We start from the raw sequence: 14,350 nt of genomic DNA, 5'->3' as shown, positions 1-14,350 counted from the left end.
GATGACCTCGGCCGGCTCGTCGATTCAGCTCCGGTCTCGACCCTCGGAGAACGCCCCGAAGAGCGCTCGGTATCGGTGTGCCGGGTTCCCATCGAAATCGAGTATATAAACACCCACGATATAGCGGGAAACATCAACTCTGTTACCATACCTCGAGAATCGTCGATACTACTGAATGTATATCCCTCCTCTATCCGAGTGAGGAGAAGACCAATGACTTCGACCCAACTCAACCGACGGCACATGCTACAGGCGATCGGGGCGACCGGTGCCCTGGCCGTGGCCGGCTGTCTCAGCAGCGACGCGGAGGAGAACAGCTCGAACAGCAAGACGCCGGCGGAGGAGGAGGGACTGCCGGCGGCGAAATCGGTCGATGTCGACCAGATCGCACGGGACCCCACGGACATTCCCGACCCGGTCGACTGGAACGAACCCCGGACCCACGACGTGACGATCCAGACTCAGAAGGTCACCGCGGAGATCGAGCCGGGAGTCACGTTCGACTACATGACCTTCGAGGGGCAGGTCCCCGGCCCGATGCTCCGCGTGCGCCGGGGTGACACGGTCAACCTCACGTTCGACGTCCCCGAGGACATGAACGTGGCGATGCACAACATGGACTTCCACGCGGTCTACGGGCCCGGTGGGGGCGCGGACGCGACGACGATCGCGCCCGACGACGACCCGACCCAGATCCAGTTCCGCGCGGAGTACCCTGGCGTGTTCATCTACCACTGTGCGGTCCCGGCGATGGACATGCACATCAGTTCGGGGATGTTCGGCTCGATCCTCGTCGAACCCGAGGAGGGGCTGCCCGAGGTCGACAACGAGTTCTACCTCGGCCAACACGAGATCTACACCACCGGCGAGGTCGGCCAGCAGGGCCACCACGGCTTCGACCACGACGCGATGAAGCGCGAAGAGCCCACCTACGTCGTCTTCAACGGCCAGGCCTACGGCTTCACCGAAGACGCCGCCGGCCCGATGACAGCCAACACGGGCGAAACCGCCCGGGTCTACTTCGCCAACGGTGGCCCCAACCTGCTGAGCTCGTGGCACCCGATCGGCAACGTCTGGAGCAACCTCTACCGCAGCGGCGACCTGCTGAGCGAACCGGCGAACAACGTCGAAACCACGCCCGTCCCGCCGGGCACCACCACCGCCGGGGAAATGGAGTTCCCGGTGCCAGGACCCGTCAAAATCGTCGATCACGCGCTCTCGCGGGTCGTCCACCGCGGCGCACTCGGCATCATCGACGTCGACGGGCCCGAAAACCCCGACATCTACAACCCCGATCCGTGATCGGGACCGGCTCACCGCGAGCTGACCATCCTTTCTCCGTTCTCGCCCCTGACGGGAGCGGCGGCCGTCGCTGACGTGTTCTATCCGATCTGTGCCGGCTCGAGCCATCGTTCAGGTGTGGGTCGACCTGCGTCGGCGGGTCTCTCGAGATCGGAGTACGAGCGGTCGCGTCGGCTTCTCGACCGTCGGTAAGAGAGGTGTATTCTTATGCCAGTTCGGCCGCCAGATACACGCATGACGTTTCCCTCGAGTCCATCGATCGCGTTCGACGCCGGCGACCCGGCGACGACGGTCGCGATCGGCCGGCTGTTCGCGTACCTCGCGATCGGTATCGCTGCGGTGATTCTCCTGTACTACACGATCGTCTACGTCCGCGAGGTCCTCGCGGTCGACGCCACGACCGAGCAGTGGTATCTCACGATCGGGGTCGGCGCGGCGATCGTCTACGCGGTCGCCGGCGTCGGCTCGATCCTGCTCGAGCCCGACTGGATCGGCCGGTTCGTCGACGGCGCGGTCCTGTTTTTCATCCTCTTTCTCGCGCTGGCGATCCGCGCGATGTACCACGATCAGCCGACGGCGGGCGACCGCTCGCGGCTGCTGCCCGCGTGGGTCGATTACGTCGTCGTCGTCGGCTTCATCGCCGCGTGGTGGGGGGCCTTCCTCGTCGAGAGCTCCGCAACGGGGCTGGTCGTCGCGGTGGGCTGGATCGTCACCTCGGCGTGGGCGGTGTTCTACGGCGTCCGCGCGGTGCAGGTCCACGAGGGGACGACTTTCGCCGCGCTGACGCGGCACCTGCTGCCGGCGATCGTCTGCGTCGCCGCGGTCGTCTTCGTCGATCTGCTGACGAGCTACCTCGACGGCTACGGCGCGCTCGCCGACGCCGCCTGGCTCGTCGGGACGACGTTGGTCGCCGCCTTCCTGTTCAACACCGCCGTCGCGATCCGCCAGCAGGGCGGTGAACTCCAGCGGCTCTACGACTGGACGACCTGGCGCGAGCAGTCGTTCGACGACCGCTCCGTCGAGTGAGCCGCGCCGCTCGAGTCAGCGTTCGCCGCGCAGGATGGCCTCGTTGTCGACCCGCTCGAGCATGTCCACCGTCACGATGTAGTCCCCGTCGTCCTCGCCTTCCCAGCCGAACGAGGCCATCGCCTGCTCCGCCAGGCTCGGGTTGGGGTCGACGGCGGCCCGCCCGTTTTCGACTTTCGCGACGATACCCAGTTCCTTGCCGTCGACGTCGACGATGGTCTTTCCCACGTCGTCGTCGGCCAGCGGTGCTGTCATGTCGCCGGCTACGACGACCGCTCGAGTGAGTGGGCGGTCGACCCGTGCCGGCGGGCACTCGAGGTGGCTCAAGCGGTATCGGATCGAACTCGGCCCCGATCGAACCGGTTCCCGATCGGGTGCTTGCGAGTGCCGGCGCGTCGACTGTCCGTACGTCCCCCATTATATCACTGCGGACGGCGATAGTACGGCCGACGCGCGCCGACCGCGTTATTACGTATCATGACACACACGCTCGAGATCAGTGACAACCTGAAGGAGCGACTCGACAACCACCGCGAGGAGGGCCAGTCGCACGAGGAACTCATCGCGGAACTGGTCTCGATGTACGAGACCGAGGGGGCGTTCCTGCAGGAAGGCTACTCCGAGTGAGGCGGCCGACGGCGGCCGAGCGCCTCGACCGAACGGCAGCGAGAGTCCGCTGACTGTGGTAATGGATGACACTCAAGTAGTTCGTCCACGTACAGGTCAGTATGCACCTGCTAGTCGCCCTCGAGGACTCAGACCCGGGGTGGGCGGCCTTCGAGTTCGCGTGCCGAGAACACGCCGACGACGAGATTACCGTTCTCCACGCCGTCGATCCGACGAACAGCAGCTACGGTGAGATCGCACACCTCGGCGCGGAAGAACTGCTCGAGCGCCGGCGCGAGGAAGCCCGCGACCTGCTCGCGGCGGCCGAAGATCGCGCGGCGGAGTACGGCCGGTCGGTCGAAACGGCGGTCGCCGTCGGCCAGCCCGCCGACGAGATCGTCGACTACGCCGCGGCGAACGATCTCGACCTCATCGTCGTCGGCAGCCACGGCCGCACCGGCTTCTCGAGGGTTCTCCTGGGCAGCGTCGCCGAACGGGTCGCGCGACAGGCACCCGTCCCGGTGACGATCGTCCGGTAGCCGCGGTCGCCTCGCGTTCCGCCCGCGCTCGCAGCGGTTCACTCGACGCCGTACCACCGACAGAGCGAGCGCACCGATTGGGCGATCACCAGCCCGACGACCGTCCCGACCAGAAACGCGTTCGACGCGCCGACCGCGAGCAGTTCGGCGACGACGTACTGGACCGCGACGACGGCGACGGCGGCGACAAGCACGCTTACGGCGGTTAGCTCCGGATGATCCCGGAGATTGCTCGAGCGCTCGAGTTGGCCGACCGGCTCCTCTTGCATGAGCGGTCGTGTTCCGCGAGCACCTTATCGATCTTCTGCCTCGACGGATCGCCGCGGATCGGTTGGTAAATCACGCAGCGATCTTTTCCGCGTCCCTCGGCTACGGGCGTGCATGGCTCGACTCTCCACCATCGTCATCCTCGTCGGGATCGTGCGTTTCACGCCGCTCCCGCCGCCGCTGGGGATCGTCCTCGGCGGGCTCTTGATTCTCACCGGGGGCGCGCTCCGGTTTTTCACGGAGAAATAGCCCCCGCGCTCGAGCCGGTGGCGCGTCGCCTCTGGCTCACTCGGCGTCGCTCGTCGCAGACGGGACGGGCCGGAAGCACCCCTAGCGGCTCTTCGGTCGTCGTCGTCCACGACTGTCGCCGCTAGGACTCGTCGGCGATCACGTCCTCGAGCGCCTCTCGATCGAGTTTCCCCATGTCCGTCACCGGGAGTTCGTCGAGCACGACGACGTCGCGGGGCCGCTTGTACGCGGCGAGTTGGGTTTCGGCCCACTCGAGGAACTCGTCTTCGGCCAGCGAGCCGTTCGTGAGCGTCACGGCGGCGACGACTTCCGAACCTTTGGTCTCGTGGTCGCGACCGACGACGGCGGCGTTGGCGATCTCGCCGTGGGTCTTCAGGACCTCCTCGACCTCGGCGGGGGCGATCGAGTAGCCGCTGGACTTGATCATGTACTTGCGCCGGCCGAGGAAGTAGAGCGCGCCGTCCTCGGTCACGCGACCGATGTCGCCGGTGAGCACGTAGCCGTCGTGGAAGGCGGTCTCTGTCTCCTCCGGTTTGCCGAGGTAGCCCTCGAACAGCGACGGCGAGTCGACGGTGATCTCGCCGGTCTCGCCGCGGGGGACCTCCTCGTGGGTCTCCCAGTCGCGGATCACGATGTCGGTGTCGTAGGCCGGTTTGCCGACGAACCCCTCCTCGACCACGCCCAGCCCCTGCGTGAACGTGTCTCGCGTGTGGGTCTCGGTCAGGCCGTAGGACGCCTCGTACATCGTGGAGTCGGTCGCGTCCGCCCACCGCTCGCAGAGGCTCTCGGTCAGCGCCTGGCCGAAACTCGTCGTCGGCATCGACTCGAGCGAATCGATCTCGCGCTCGTCGGCCTCGAGCAGCGGCAGGAGTTCGCGGACCATCGGGGTGGTGATCCAGCCGTTGGTTGGCTCGTGGGCCGCGAGCGCGTCGACGTAGGCTTCCGGTTCGTAGCGGGTCAGGAGGACGGTGGTCCCGCCCTGGATCATCGGTGAGTCGGCGGCGTTGAGCTTCCCGGCGACGTGGAAGAGGGGCATCACCGCGAGGTGACGAGTGGTCTCGTCGCGACCGGTCAGCGCCGAGGAGGTGGCCGCGGCGAAGAGGACGTTCTCGTAGCTGTGCATGCAGCCTTTCGGGAGACCGGTCGTCCCCGAGGTGTACTGCAGCAGGCAGATATCGTCCATCGCAACTTCGACGGCCGGCGGCTCGGCCGGCGTCTCCGCGAGGATCGTCTCGAGGTAGCTCACGGCTTCGGACTCGGGCTGTCGGGCCGCCTCGACCGCATCGGCCATGTCGTCGTGGATCGCGGGCACCGGCTCGTCGGGAAGATACGTCTCGAAGCGGGCGTAGACGATCTCCTCGAGTGGCGTCTCGTCGCGAACGGCCTCGAGCAGCGGGGCGTGGGTATCGCCCGCGACGACGATCCGGGCATCGCCGTCGGAAAGCTGGTAGGAGAGGCGGTGTTCTTTCGACATCGGACTACAGGGGCTGACCCGCATTCCCAGTTTCTGGGCGGCGTAGTAGGCGATGACGTACTGCGGACAGTTCTGGAGCAAGAGAAGGATGGTATCTCCACGACCGTACCCCTGCTCGTCGAGATACGTCGCGAATCGGTCGATCGAATCACCGAGTTCCCCGTAGGTGATGTCGGTCCCGTAGTAGTTGATCGCCACGTTGTTCGGCCGCTCGTCGGCGTAGTGGGCGACGTACTCGTGCAGCGGCCGTTGCCCGAGCGGAAACGCGGGTTCGCTCGGGATGCCGTTGGGGAACTCGCCGGGAGATGTGGTAACCATGTACACTCCGTTATGACGGACGTGTAAATTCGTTCTGTTCGACCGACAGCACTGCCGCAACCGTTGCGTCGACCGGTTTGCGGCCGAGTCGCCCCTGCTGGTGCCGACGGAGAGACTCAAGGGACTCGATCCCGTCATATCGACCGAAACCGGACAAACTAATTACGGTCCACTACAGTCCCGATTACATGAACGACCGCTACGACGTAGTCATCGCCGGCGCCGGACCCGCCGGCGCACAGTGTGCCCGGGATCTCGCGGCGAGAGGGTACGACGTCGTCGTCCTCGAGACAGAAGCCGAGGACGAGTTCCCACGCCAGAGCAACAAGTCCACCGCGGGGACGTTCCCCTCGATGATGGCCTCCTTCGGCATCCCCGACGACGTCGTGATGCAGTTCACCGACAGCGTCGTCCTCGAGTCGCCGACGGAACACTACGTCCGCGAACAGCCCGGTGCGGTCCTCGAGTTCGCCGACTTCAAGCGCTTCCTCGTCGCGGACAGCCGCGACGAGGGCGCGGAGTATCGCTTCGACGCTCGGGTCACGGGGCCGATCATGGAAGGCGGCGAGATCGTCGGCGTCACCTACAACGGCGACGAGGAGGTCTACGGCGAGATCGTTATCGACGCGACGGGGCCGGCCGCCCCGCTCGCGAAGAAACTCGGCGTCGTCGACCTGAAACGCGAGAACCACGCGATCGGCATCGAGTACGAGTTCGAAGGGATCGACATCGATCGACCCGGCTTCGCCGATCTCCACGACGCCATGATGCTCCGACTGGACCACGAGATCGCCCCCGGCGGCTACTCCTGGATCTTCCACACCGGCGAGGACACCGCCAAGGTCGGCCTCTGTTACATCCAGAACGACCACCACAGCCGCTACGCCAAGGACGGCTACACCATCGATGGCTACCTCGAGCACTGGCTCGAGACCGATCCACGGTTCCGGGACGCCGAGAAAATCGCGGGCAAACAACACCGCGGATCCGCCCACATCCAGAAACCCGGCGACCTCCACACGGACCGGTTCATGGCCATCGGTGACACCGTCCCGACCGTCGACCCGCTCTGGGGCGAGGGGATCAACAAATGTATGCAGTCCGGCCGGGTGGCCGCCGTCGCCGCCGACGGCTGTCTCAAGCACGCCGACCTCGAGCCGACCGCCGAGAACCTCGCCGTCTACGACACCCTCTGGCATCGCGACGTCGCCCCCAACGTCGACAAGCGACTGTTGATGACCCACCTCCTCTATCTCGCGCCCAACGAGCGCTACGACGACCTCATGCGGGACCTGAAGCGCCTCGGCAACGATACGCTGGCCGACGCGAACAACGGGGACCCGCTCGCCATCGCCCGGCTACTCGACCTCGAGGACGCACCGCTGCTCCTCGAACTCGCGAAACAACAGGTGGTTCCCAGCGTCCGGTCGCTGCTGTCGTAGGCCTACCGCCGATCGACCCGTTCTCTTCCCCGCTTCTCAGGCGAGAAATCGCGCTTCGAACGACTGGACGCTCTCGTCGGTGCCCGCGAGGATCACCTCGTCGTCGCCCTCGAGGACGAACGCCGACGGATCGAACGCCGTGATCGTCTCGCCGTCCCTGACGGCCGCGACGACGGTACAGCCCGTTCGCGAGCGCACCGCGGCGTCGACGACCGTCCGGCCGGCCAGCCGGCCCGCGGGGAGCCTGACGACGTTGATCCCCCGGTCGACTGCCAGCACCTCCTCGTCCTCGAAGACGGTCGACGCCATCATTCGGCCGCTGACCGTCGCCAACGACTGGACGTAGTCCGCCCCCGCTCGGTACAGCTTCCGTACGTCCTCCGCGTCGTTCGCCCGAACGACCACGTCGGCCGACGGATTCAGATCCCGCGCGACGAGAGCCGCGAAGACGGCCGTCGTATCGTCGTCGAGGGTAACGATCACCGCAGCCGCGTCCTCGACGCCGGCTTCGCGGACCACCGCCGGATCTCGAGCGTCGCCGACGACGTCGACGCCCTCCTTCTCGGCGATATCGAGGACGGTTACCCGGGCGTTCGTCCCGGCTAACGCCTCGCCGGCCGCCACGCCCGACTCGCCGTAGCCGGCGATCACCACGTCTCGAGCAGCGAACGACCGGACCGTCGACGCCGCTTCCGCCTGGAATGCCTCGATCCGGTCGGGTTCGCCTGCGACGAGTAACCGCGTCCCAGCGCGGAGGTCTCGGTCCCGCGGGATCGGACTCTCGAACGTCCCGTCGAACCACGCGCCGATGCCGTCCACGCCGAACCGCTCTCGGAGTCCGACCTCGCCCGCGGTCCGCTCACAGAGGTCGCTCCCCTCCGTGATCGAGACCTCGACCAGCTCGAGGTCGCTCCCGATCTCGATCCCGTCGTCGACCGCGGTCGTCACTGCCGTCGGCACTCGACGCGCGAGGCTCTCGCCGAGCAACTGGCGCGGCGAGAGTACCTCGTCGGCCCCCGCGATCCGGTGGTACTCCCCGAGGCGCTGGTCCTCGACCAGCGTCACGATACGCACGTCCGGGTTCGCCTCCCTGGCCGAGAGGACGATGCTCGCGTTCGTATCGTCCGCGGAATCGGCTACGACCGCCGTCGCCCGTCCGATACCCGCCTTCTCGAGCACCGCCGTCGACTCCGGATCGCCGTGGACGACCCGGTAGTCGGTCTCGTGGAGCGTCGTCGCCGTCTCTTCGTCGGACGAGACGACGACGTACGGCTGCCCGCGAGACTCGAGTTCCTCGATGAACGCCTCGCCGCGGGGCGTGTACTCGCAGATGATGACGTGATCCTCGAGATCGGTCGCCGCCGTCGGCGGCGTCACCGCGAGCGTGTCCCGCAGCCAGGGGACCGCGAAGACATCCACCGCGGTGAGGATCAGGCCGATTCCCATGAGTTGCAATCCGATCGTCAACACGTACATCTGCGGCGTCGACCACGCCGCGTCCTCGCCGTAGCCGGTCGTCGTGAACGACTGAAAGACGATTCCGAGCGACCGGAACAGCGGCTGCGGATCGTTCTCCCACGCCGCCATCCCGTAGTTGTACAGCAACGTCGAGCCGACGGTCGTCACGGCCACGAGGACGAAGTAGTGGCGAGTGCGGCGGGATCTCCACAGTGACATACGATACATATCAGACGGGCGGCTGTTGACGGTATCGGTCGATTGCCCCGTCTTCGAGGTGCGGTCCCGCTCGAGGCCCGGAGCCGGCGCTTTCGCCGTCGATTTATACCCCTGGTTCGATACTCCGACAGATGGCGCTGTTCGAGAACCTCGTGTTGGTGTTCGTCGCCGGGCTGATTACGGCGCTGGCGACCGGGATCGGTGCGCTCCCGTTTTTCTTCTTCGAGGGGATCAGCGACCGCCGAAACGTAATTCTCTGGGGACTCGCGTCGGGAATCATGCTCTCGGCATCGACCTTCGGCCTCGTCGAGGAGGGGCTGGCCGAGGGAACCCCCCTCGAGATCGCGATCGGGCTGTTGGCCGGCGTCGGCCTCGTCGTCGTCGCCCACGACGTGCTGATGGACGCCGAGATCGATCCCCAGCAGTACGAGGAGGCCGACTTCAAGAAGCTCGTCCTCATCCTCGGGATCCTCACCGTCCACAGCTTCCCCGAGGGCGTCGCTATCGGCGTCTCCTTTGCTGATCTCGGGCTCGAAGGGGGCGCCGAGTTCCTCGGCTTTACCATCCCGCTGCTGGCGGTCTTCATGACGGTCGCGATCTCGATCCACAACATCCCCGAGGGGACCGCGATCTCGATCCCGCTGACCTCGATGGGCGTCGCGAAGTGGAAACTGGTCTGGTGGGCCGTCTTCTCGAGTCTTCCCCAGCCGATCGGAGCGGTCATCGCGTTCGGATTCGTCCGCTACGCGCGGGAATTCCTCCCTTACGGCTTCGGCTTCGCCGCCGGCGCGATGATCTATCTCGTCCTGACGGAGTTCGTCCCGGAGGCGCTCGACATCGGAGACGGGCTGCCTCGCGGCGGCAAGCCCGAACTCGCGGGCGGCATCCTCGTTGGCGTCCTCGTCATGGTGCCGCTGGCGTTCGTGTGAGCGGTTCCGTCCCGCGGCCGACGACCGCACCTGTCGTTCCGGCAGGAATTTCACGGTTCCCGCCGAACCGTCGATCTATGTTCGACACGATCCTCGTCCCGACCGACGGGAGCGACCACGCCGAGGCCGCCGCCGAGACTGCCATCGAACTCGCGACCGTTCACGACGCGGCAGTGCACGTCGCCTGCGTCGCCGACACCGGCCCGCTGGCCGACCTCCGTCTGCCGGGCGACGCGGCGAGCGCCGAAGACGCGATGCGCGGTCGCGCGCAGGAGTACGTCGATGCCATCGTCGACCGGGCGGAGGCCGCCGGCCTCGAGGTCGCCGGGACGGTGCTCGAGGGGCCGCCGGAGGAGGCGCTGCTCGAGTACGCCGGCGAGATCGACGCCGACCTCGTCGTCATGGGGACCCGCGGTCGCGGCGGCGTCCACCGGATGGCGCTGGGAAGCGTCACCGATCACGTCATTCGCTTCGGCGACATCCCGGTGTTCGTCGCGAACTCGGGACCGCAGTCGGAGTGAGCTTTCGCCGGGGTCGCCGTCGATCCGCCGGAGACCGCGCTCACCGGACCATCTCGTTGATCGCTTCGGTCCGGCGGCCGATCGACCAGCCCAGCAGTGCGAGGCCGGCGTAGATGCCCGCCGCGGGCAGGGCGTAGACTCCTACGATCCCCTCGAGCGGGACCCCGAGGGCGTCGAGCGCGAGTAGGAGCAGCAACGAGACGAGCAAGAGCGCGATACCGACATCCGCGAATCGCATGTTCGGAAACTCCTGACTCCGAGGGTCGGCTCCCGCTCGACCGAGCGCGTAGAACGCGATCGCGTACGTCACCCAGCCGGCCCCGAGCGTCAGCACGGTCAACAGCACGTCCTCGGGCAGGTAGCGCGGAACGAACACCAGATGCAAGATGGCCGTCACGAGCAACGCACACCCCAGCAAAACGAGCAACAGGGGCCGTCGATCACCGTTCATAGGACAAGCTGACTGTCTCCCCTCGTATTACTGTTGCGTCACCGACGGATCGGGTGCCTCCGGCCTCGCCTGTCGACCGCCCGCCGCCCGCTGTCGCCCGCTCGCTACTCGAGGACGCGCCCGTGCTCGTCGATCTCCCCGTTGACGATCCGCGTCGAGGAGATCCGCTCGCCGTCGTCGGCGTAGACGTAGGGCGCGACGATACCGGACAGCGGCTCGAACCCCTGCTCGTGGCGCTGCTCGTTGATTCCCTCGAGTTCGGGGGCCGTCTCCGGGGAGACCACCAGCGCGTCGATCGACGGCTCGTCGGTCGCGATCCCGTCTTCGGTCTCGAGCGTCCGGAGTTCGATATCGCGGTCCCACTCATCACTCTCGTTGAGCGCGTCCGTCACGATCCGCGCTCGCTCCTCGAGCGACGGGATGGGCCGGGGTTCGTGGCGCGTCTCGACCGCCAGTTCATCGCTGGTCAGGGCGACGACGACGCCGTCCGAACCGAACCGGAGCGCGTGCTCGAACAGGTTTCGGTGGCCGTCGTGGAGCGGCCCGAACGTGCCGGCGACTGCGACTCGCATACACGACTCGAGAACGAGAGCGTTCATAACTGTGGTGCGACAGCCTCGCCGGACGCTGGCGTCAGTCGGGTCGTCGTCGGCGCGGGACCCGCCCTCGCGTATCGGGGTTCAAGAATCGGCCGCGAGCACCTCGTCGACGGTGGCCACCGTCGCGAACTCGCCCGCGAGGTGGGCCAGCGCGGTTCGGTGGACCGTCGCCGCATCGAAGGTCTCGCCGTCGAAGGTCCGTTCGAAGGTGGCGGTGGCGTCGCTCACCACGATCGGCTCGAAGCCGAGGTTCTCCGCCATTCGCGCGCTCGTCGAGACGCAGTGGTCCGTCGTCAGACCGGCGACGACGACCGTCTCGAGACCGCGCTCGCGGAGCCAGCCCTCGAGGTCGGTCCCGATGAACGCGCTGTTGACCGACTTCTCCATCGTCGGCTCGTCGGCGAGCGGGGCCGTCTCCGGTTTGAACGCGAAGCCCGGTTCGTCGCCCCGGAGCGGCGAGTCCGGCTCCGTCGAATCGTGGCGAACGTGGACGATCGGCCGGCCCCGCTCGCGCCAGCGCTCGAGCAGTCGCGCCGCGTTCGCCTCGGCGTCGGGGTTGTTCCGCTCGCCCCACGAGGAATCGTCAAACCCCCGCTGGAAGTCGATCAGGACGAGCGCGGCGTCCTCGAGTCGCGACTGAGTCACTGCGCTATCGCCGTCGGCGACCGTCATGGGAGCCGCGCCGCGGGTTTCGGGTGCGTCCGGGTGACCGTGATCGGACACGTCGACGGCGCCTGGGACTCGTCTTCGGAGAACATGTACTGGGGCCACTCGCGGTCGCCCTCGACGCCCCAGTCGCCGAGGTCGGCGTGCGGGCAGACCCCGTCGTACTCCTCGAGCCGATCCTGAATCACTTCTCGAGCGCGCTGGCCGGCCGCAGTGTCGGCCGTCACGTCGAGACCCTCGAACAGCGCGCGCGGCTGGAACGTGATCTCGAGGCCGACGGGACAGTATCGGCTCTTGCGCGTCTCGTAGAACGGTGCTCGGCAGGTCGGAAACATCGGCTCGCCGCCCAGACAGAACTCCCAGCGGGGGTCGTCGGGATCGGTGGGAATCTCCTCGGGCCACGGCTCGGGGTCGTGGAGGTGTAACGTCTGCAGGACGTGCCAGAGCGCGTCGTGGTACTCCCGCTCCGAGAGGGGCTCCGCGGGCGGCTCGAAGAAGGTGACCAGCGAGGCTCGGCCGGAGTGATCCTCGTAGACCTCGAGATACTCGAGGATCCGATCCCGAAGCGTCAGGAGCGCGTCGGCATCGCTCATCGAGGGCACCGCGGTGTAGAGCGGTTCGCCCTGCTGGACGGACTCGACGCCGAAGAAACACGGGAACGGCGATCCGCTTCGCTCGCCGAGCAGTCCCTCCTGAAACGTCTCCCAGTGATCGGCGACCCACGCCGGTACGTCGCCGGCGCGGACCCGCTGATCGAGCGTCTCCTGGTCCATCAGCGACTGGATCCCCGGCTCGTTCATACGCGTCCCTTGGCGCTCGCGAAAATGTAGTTTGCGCTCCGCTCGAGCGGGGTGTCGAACGACGACCGTGCCCGCTCGGCGGCCCCCTCAGAGCGGTTCGATGCCGTCGCCCGGCGTCAGGGTCCCGTCCTCGAGGATCCGCGCCCGGAGCCCGCCGCGGTGGACGAGCGCCTCGCGGATCCCCCGCTCCTCGAGGTGGGACTCGAGGTACGAACACGGCTCGCAGAGTTCGATCCCCTCGCAGACGGCGTCGCCGACCCGGAACCGGCGGTCGACGAGGTGGTTCAGTGCGATCCCGTCGGTCGTCAGGTTCCGGCGGTGGGCGCCGGGCTCGAGGCTGATGTCGTAGTTCCGTTCGACCGCCTCGAGGGCTTCCTGCTCGATGAACGTGATATCGCTGCCGTCGCGGTCGGCGAACGTTCCTTCGGTGTCGAAGTAGCGGTCGCCCTCGAGGCCCCGACCCGCGACCGCGCTCGCTCGCTCGAGGCGTTCCATCGGCGCTCCCTGTTCGGACGCGACGTGAATCACGCGGACTCGGCCCGCCATACCGGGACAGACGGCGCGGCTCGGGTTAAGCTATTGTGTCGGTGAGCGATCGGTAGACGGACCGCCTGAACGCGGAGCGAGACGGGACCGCTTACACCGTCTCGGGGAGCCACCCACCGTCGACCTCGATGTTCTCTCCGCTGACGTACTCGGTGTCCGGGTCGAGGAAGAAGTACAGCGGCTGTGCCAGGTCCTCGAAACTCGCGGGCCGACCGCGGGGCAGGTCGTCGGGGAACTCGTCGGAGTTCTCCACGACGTACGGCGAGATCGCGTTGACCGTGATCCCGTTGTCTTGCGTGTCCGCCGCGAGCATGCGCGTGAACAGCAATACGCCCGCTTTCGCGACGAAGTAGGGGAAGTTCTTCGGACTAACGAGTCCCCGCTCGCTCGAGGCGTACCCGATGTTAACGATCCGTCCGTACCCGTTCTCGCGCATTCCCGGCAGGGCGCGCTTCGAGCAGAGGTAGGTGCCATTGAAGTTGGTCTCGAGGACGCGGTTCCAGGTCTCGAACTCGAGGTCGGCCCAGTGGGCCGGCGCGAAGTCGCCGACGTTGTTGACCAACACGTCGACGGGTCCGAGTTCGGACTCGACGGCCGCGAAGAGGCCGTCGACGCTGTCGGGATCGGTCACGTCCCCCTGCACCGTCATCGCGTCCGACGCACCGCGGTCGCGGGCGCTTTCGGCGACCTCGCGAGCGGCGTCGGCGCTCGTGTGGTAGTGTACGGCCGTCCGCGCACCGCAGTCGGCCGTCGAGAGCAGCAGTTCGCGGCCGACGCCTTTCGCGCTGCCCGTGACGAGCACCGTCTGCCCCGCGAGGTCTGGTCCGTCCATGCCTCCGCTGTCGACGACGGGATGGAAAAATCGCCCGGAACCCGCCCTCTGCGCTCACACGCGGTTCCGTGACCCGCGGATTTACGGTGGTGTGCGATCAACCCGT

The 14,350-nt window shown here is 67.1% G+C and carries 18 protein-coding genes; 8 read left to right on the top strand and 10 right to left on the bottom strand.

Annotated elements, in window-relative coordinates; all coding sequences use genetic code 11:
• The first annotated feature begins 213 nt into the window (after positions 1-213).
• Both nirK and NKH51_RS11850 read left to right on the top strand, forming a co-directional pair.
• Positions 214-1,302 carry a copper-containing nitrite reductase gene (gene nirK / locus NKH51_RS11855; protein ID WP_254761887.1) on the top strand — a complete coding sequence of 363 codons (1,089 nt, stop codon included), beginning with the start codon at positions 214-216 and terminating at the stop codon, positions 1,300-1,302.
• Between the two features lie 234 nt (positions 1,303-1,536).
• Positions 1,537-2,328 (top strand): hypothetical protein, encoded by a 792-nt coding sequence (locus NKH51_RS11850; RefSeq protein WP_254761886.1) that lies wholly within the window; start codon positions 1,537-1,539, stop codon positions 2,326-2,328.
• A 15-nt stretch (positions 2,329-2,343) separates the two neighbouring features.
• On the opposite strand, the gene NKH51_RS11845 is transcribed toward NKH51_RS11850, so the two are convergent.
• Positions 2,344-2,583, bottom strand: coding sequence for a hypothetical protein (locus tag NKH51_RS11845; protein WP_254761885.1), 240 nt, complete (start codon positions 2,581-2,583; stop codon positions 2,344-2,346).
• 222 nt (positions 2,584-2,805) lie between these two features.
• On the opposite strand from NKH51_RS11845, the gene NKH51_RS11840 reads away from it, so the two are divergent.
• A complete protein-coding gene (locus NKH51_RS11840) occupies positions 2,806-2,955 on the top strand; it encodes a DUF7557 family protein (protein WP_254761884.1) in 150 nt (49 codons plus the stop codon).
• 101 nt (positions 2,956-3,056) lie between these two features.
• On the top strand, positions 3,057-3,473 hold the full coding sequence (locus tag NKH51_RS11835; protein WP_254761883.1) for a universal stress protein: 417 nt from the start codon (positions 3,057-3,059) through the stop codon (positions 3,471-3,473).
• Between the two features lie 38 nt (positions 3,474-3,511).
• Here NKH51_RS11835 and NKH51_RS11830 read toward each other — a convergent pair whose 3' ends face one another.
• Positions 3,512-3,742, bottom strand: coding sequence for a hypothetical protein (locus NKH51_RS11830; protein ID WP_254761882.1), 231 nt, complete (start codon positions 3,740-3,742; stop codon positions 3,512-3,514).
• A gap of 112 nt (positions 3,743-3,854) precedes the next feature.
• On the opposite strand from NKH51_RS11830, the gene NKH51_RS11825 reads away from it, so the two are divergent.
• Positions 3,855-3,989 (top strand): transporter, encoded by a 135-nt coding sequence (locus NKH51_RS11825; RefSeq protein ID WP_254761881.1) that lies wholly within the window; start codon positions 3,855-3,857, stop codon positions 3,987-3,989.
• Positions 3,990-4,110: 121 nt separating this feature from the next.
• Here the strand turns inward: NKH51_RS11825 and NKH51_RS11820 are convergent, their stop codons facing one another.
• The gene (locus tag NKH51_RS11820; protein WP_254761880.1) at positions 4,111-5,781 is read right to left on the bottom strand and encodes an AMP-binding protein; all 1,671 of its coding nucleotides are present in this window, start codon (positions 5,779-5,781) and stop codon (positions 4,111-4,113) included.
• A gap of 188 nt (positions 5,782-5,969) precedes the next feature.
• On the opposite strand from NKH51_RS11820, the gene NKH51_RS11815 reads away from it, so the two are divergent.
• On the top strand, positions 5,970-7,223 hold the full coding sequence (locus NKH51_RS11815; protein WP_254761879.1) for a digeranylgeranylglycerophospholipid reductase: 1,254 nt from the start codon (positions 5,970-5,972) through the stop codon (positions 7,221-7,223).
• A gap of 36 nt (positions 7,224-7,259) precedes the next feature.
• Here the strand turns inward: NKH51_RS11815 and NKH51_RS11810 are convergent, their stop codons facing one another.
• Complete coding sequence (locus NKH51_RS11810) at positions 7,260-8,900, bottom strand: potassium channel family protein (RefSeq protein WP_254761878.1); 1,641 nt, start codon at positions 8,898-8,900, stop codon at positions 7,260-7,262.
• 131 nt (positions 8,901-9,031) lie between these two features.
• Between NKH51_RS11810 and NKH51_RS11805 the strand changes: the two genes are divergently transcribed.
• The gene (locus tag NKH51_RS11805) at positions 9,032-9,829 is read left to right on the top strand and encodes a ZIP family metal transporter (protein ID WP_254761877.1); all 798 of its coding nucleotides are present in this window, start codon (positions 9,032-9,034) and stop codon (positions 9,827-9,829) included.
• A 77-nt stretch (positions 9,830-9,906) separates the two neighbouring features.
• Positions 9,907-10,350 (top strand): universal stress protein, encoded by a 444-nt coding sequence (locus NKH51_RS11800; RefSeq protein WP_254761876.1) that lies wholly within the window; start codon positions 9,907-9,909, stop codon positions 10,348-10,350.
• A gap of 40 nt (positions 10,351-10,390) precedes the next feature.
• On the opposite strand, the gene NKH51_RS11795 is transcribed toward NKH51_RS11800, so the two are convergent.
• The 6 genes from NKH51_RS11795 to NKH51_RS11770 form a co-directional block, all read right to left on the bottom strand.
• Positions 10,391-10,801 carry a hypothetical protein gene (locus tag NKH51_RS11795; protein WP_254761875.1) on the bottom strand — a complete coding sequence of 137 codons (411 nt, stop codon included), beginning with the start codon at positions 10,799-10,801 and terminating at the stop codon, positions 10,391-10,393.
• A 104-nt stretch (positions 10,802-10,905) separates the two neighbouring features.
• Positions 10,906-11,373, bottom strand: a complete 468-nt coding sequence (locus tag NKH51_RS11790) for a phosphopantetheine adenylyltransferase (RefSeq protein ID WP_254761874.1) — start codon at positions 11,371-11,373, stop codon at positions 10,906-10,908.
• A 108-nt stretch (positions 11,374-11,481) separates the two neighbouring features.
• The gene (locus tag NKH51_RS11785; RefSeq protein WP_254761873.1) at positions 11,482-12,072 is read right to left on the bottom strand and encodes a cysteine hydrolase family protein; all 591 of its coding nucleotides are present in this window, start codon (positions 12,070-12,072) and stop codon (positions 11,482-11,484) included.
• Positions 12,069-12,866, bottom strand: a complete 798-nt coding sequence (locus NKH51_RS11780) for a YqcI/YcgG family protein (protein WP_254761872.1) — start codon at positions 12,864-12,866, stop codon at positions 12,069-12,071. Before NKH51_RS11780 ends, NKH51_RS11785 begins: the two co-directional genes overlap by 4 nt.
• An 87-nt stretch (positions 12,867-12,953) precedes the next feature.
• Positions 12,954-13,412: an MOSC domain-containing protein gene (locus NKH51_RS11775; RefSeq protein WP_254761871.1), complete on the bottom strand. Its 459-nt coding sequence runs from the start codon at positions 13,410-13,412 to the stop codon at positions 12,954-12,956.
• 91 nt (positions 13,413-13,503) lie between these two features.
• A complete protein-coding gene (locus tag NKH51_RS11770; protein ID WP_254761870.1) occupies positions 13,504-14,244 on the bottom strand; it encodes an SDR family NAD(P)-dependent oxidoreductase in 741 nt (246 codons plus the stop codon).
• Positions 14,245-14,350 lie beyond the last annotated feature (106 nt).

This window comes from Natrinema marinum, assembly GCF_024296685.1.
GTDB lineage: Archaea > Halobacteriota > Halobacteria > Halobacteriales > Natrialbaceae > Natrinema > Natrinema marinum.
Note: the sequence above shows the minus strand (reverse complement) of the source record. Positions and strands in the feature narration are given on the sequence as shown.

Coding starts and splice junctions, on each gene's coding strand:
- NKH51_RS11850 (WP_254761886.1), top strand. CDS start 1,537: ATGACGTTTCCCTCGAGTCCATCGATCGCGTTCGACGCCGGCGACCCG.
- NKH51_RS11785 (WP_254761873.1), bottom strand. CDS start 12,072: ATGACGGTCGCCGACGGCGATAGCGCAGTGACTCAGTCGCGACTCGAG.
- NKH51_RS11810 (WP_254761878.1), bottom strand. CDS start 8,900: ATGTCACTGTGGAGATCCCGCCGCACTCGCCACTACTTCGTCCTCGTG.
- NKH51_RS11805 (WP_254761877.1), top strand. CDS start 9,032: ATGGCGCTGTTCGAGAACCTCGTGTTGGTGTTCGTCGCCGGGCTGATT.
- NKH51_RS11815 (WP_254761879.1), top strand. CDS start 5,970: ATGAACGACCGCTACGACGTAGTCATCGCCGGCGCCGGACCCGCCGGC.
- NKH51_RS11795 (WP_254761875.1), bottom strand. CDS start 10,801: ATGAACGGTGATCGACGGCCCCTGTTGCTCGTTTTGCTGGGGTGTGCG.
- NKH51_RS11800 (WP_254761876.1), top strand. CDS start 9,907: ATGTTCGACACGATCCTCGTCCCGACCGACGGGAGCGACCACGCCGAG.
- NKH51_RS11780 (WP_254761872.1), bottom strand. CDS start 12,866: ATGAACGAGCCGGGGATCCAGTCGCTGATGGACCAGGAGACGCTCGAT.
- NKH51_RS11830 (WP_254761882.1), bottom strand. CDS start 3,742: ATGCAAGAGGAGCCGGTCGGCCAACTCGAGCGCTCGAGCAATCTCCGG.
- NKH51_RS11835 (WP_254761883.1), top strand. CDS start 3,057: ATGCACCTGCTAGTCGCCCTCGAGGACTCAGACCCGGGGTGGGCGGCC.
- NKH51_RS11775 (WP_254761871.1), bottom strand. CDS start 13,412: ATGGCGGGCCGAGTCCGCGTGATTCACGTCGCGTCCGAACAGGGAGCG.
- NKH51_RS11770 (WP_254761870.1), bottom strand. CDS start 14,244: ATGGACGGACCAGACCTCGCGGGGCAGACGGTGCTCGTCACGGGCAGC.
- NKH51_RS11825 (WP_254761881.1), top strand. CDS start 3,855: ATGGCTCGACTCTCCACCATCGTCATCCTCGTCGGGATCGTGCGTTTC.
- nirK (WP_254761887.1), top strand. CDS start 214: ATGACTTCGACCCAACTCAACCGACGGCACATGCTACAGGCGATCGGG.
- NKH51_RS11790 (WP_254761874.1), bottom strand. CDS start 11,373: ATGCGAGTCGCAGTCGCCGGCACGTTCGGGCCGCTCCACGACGGCCAC.
- NKH51_RS11820 (WP_254761880.1), bottom strand. CDS start 5,781: ATGGTTACCACATCTCCCGGCGAGTTCCCCAACGGCATCCCGAGCGAA.
- NKH51_RS11845 (WP_254761885.1), bottom strand. CDS start 2,583: ATGACAGCACCGCTGGCCGACGACGACGTGGGAAAGACCATCGTCGAC.
- NKH51_RS11840 (WP_254761884.1), top strand. CDS start 2,806: ATGACACACACGCTCGAGATCAGTGACAACCTGAAGGAGCGACTCGAC.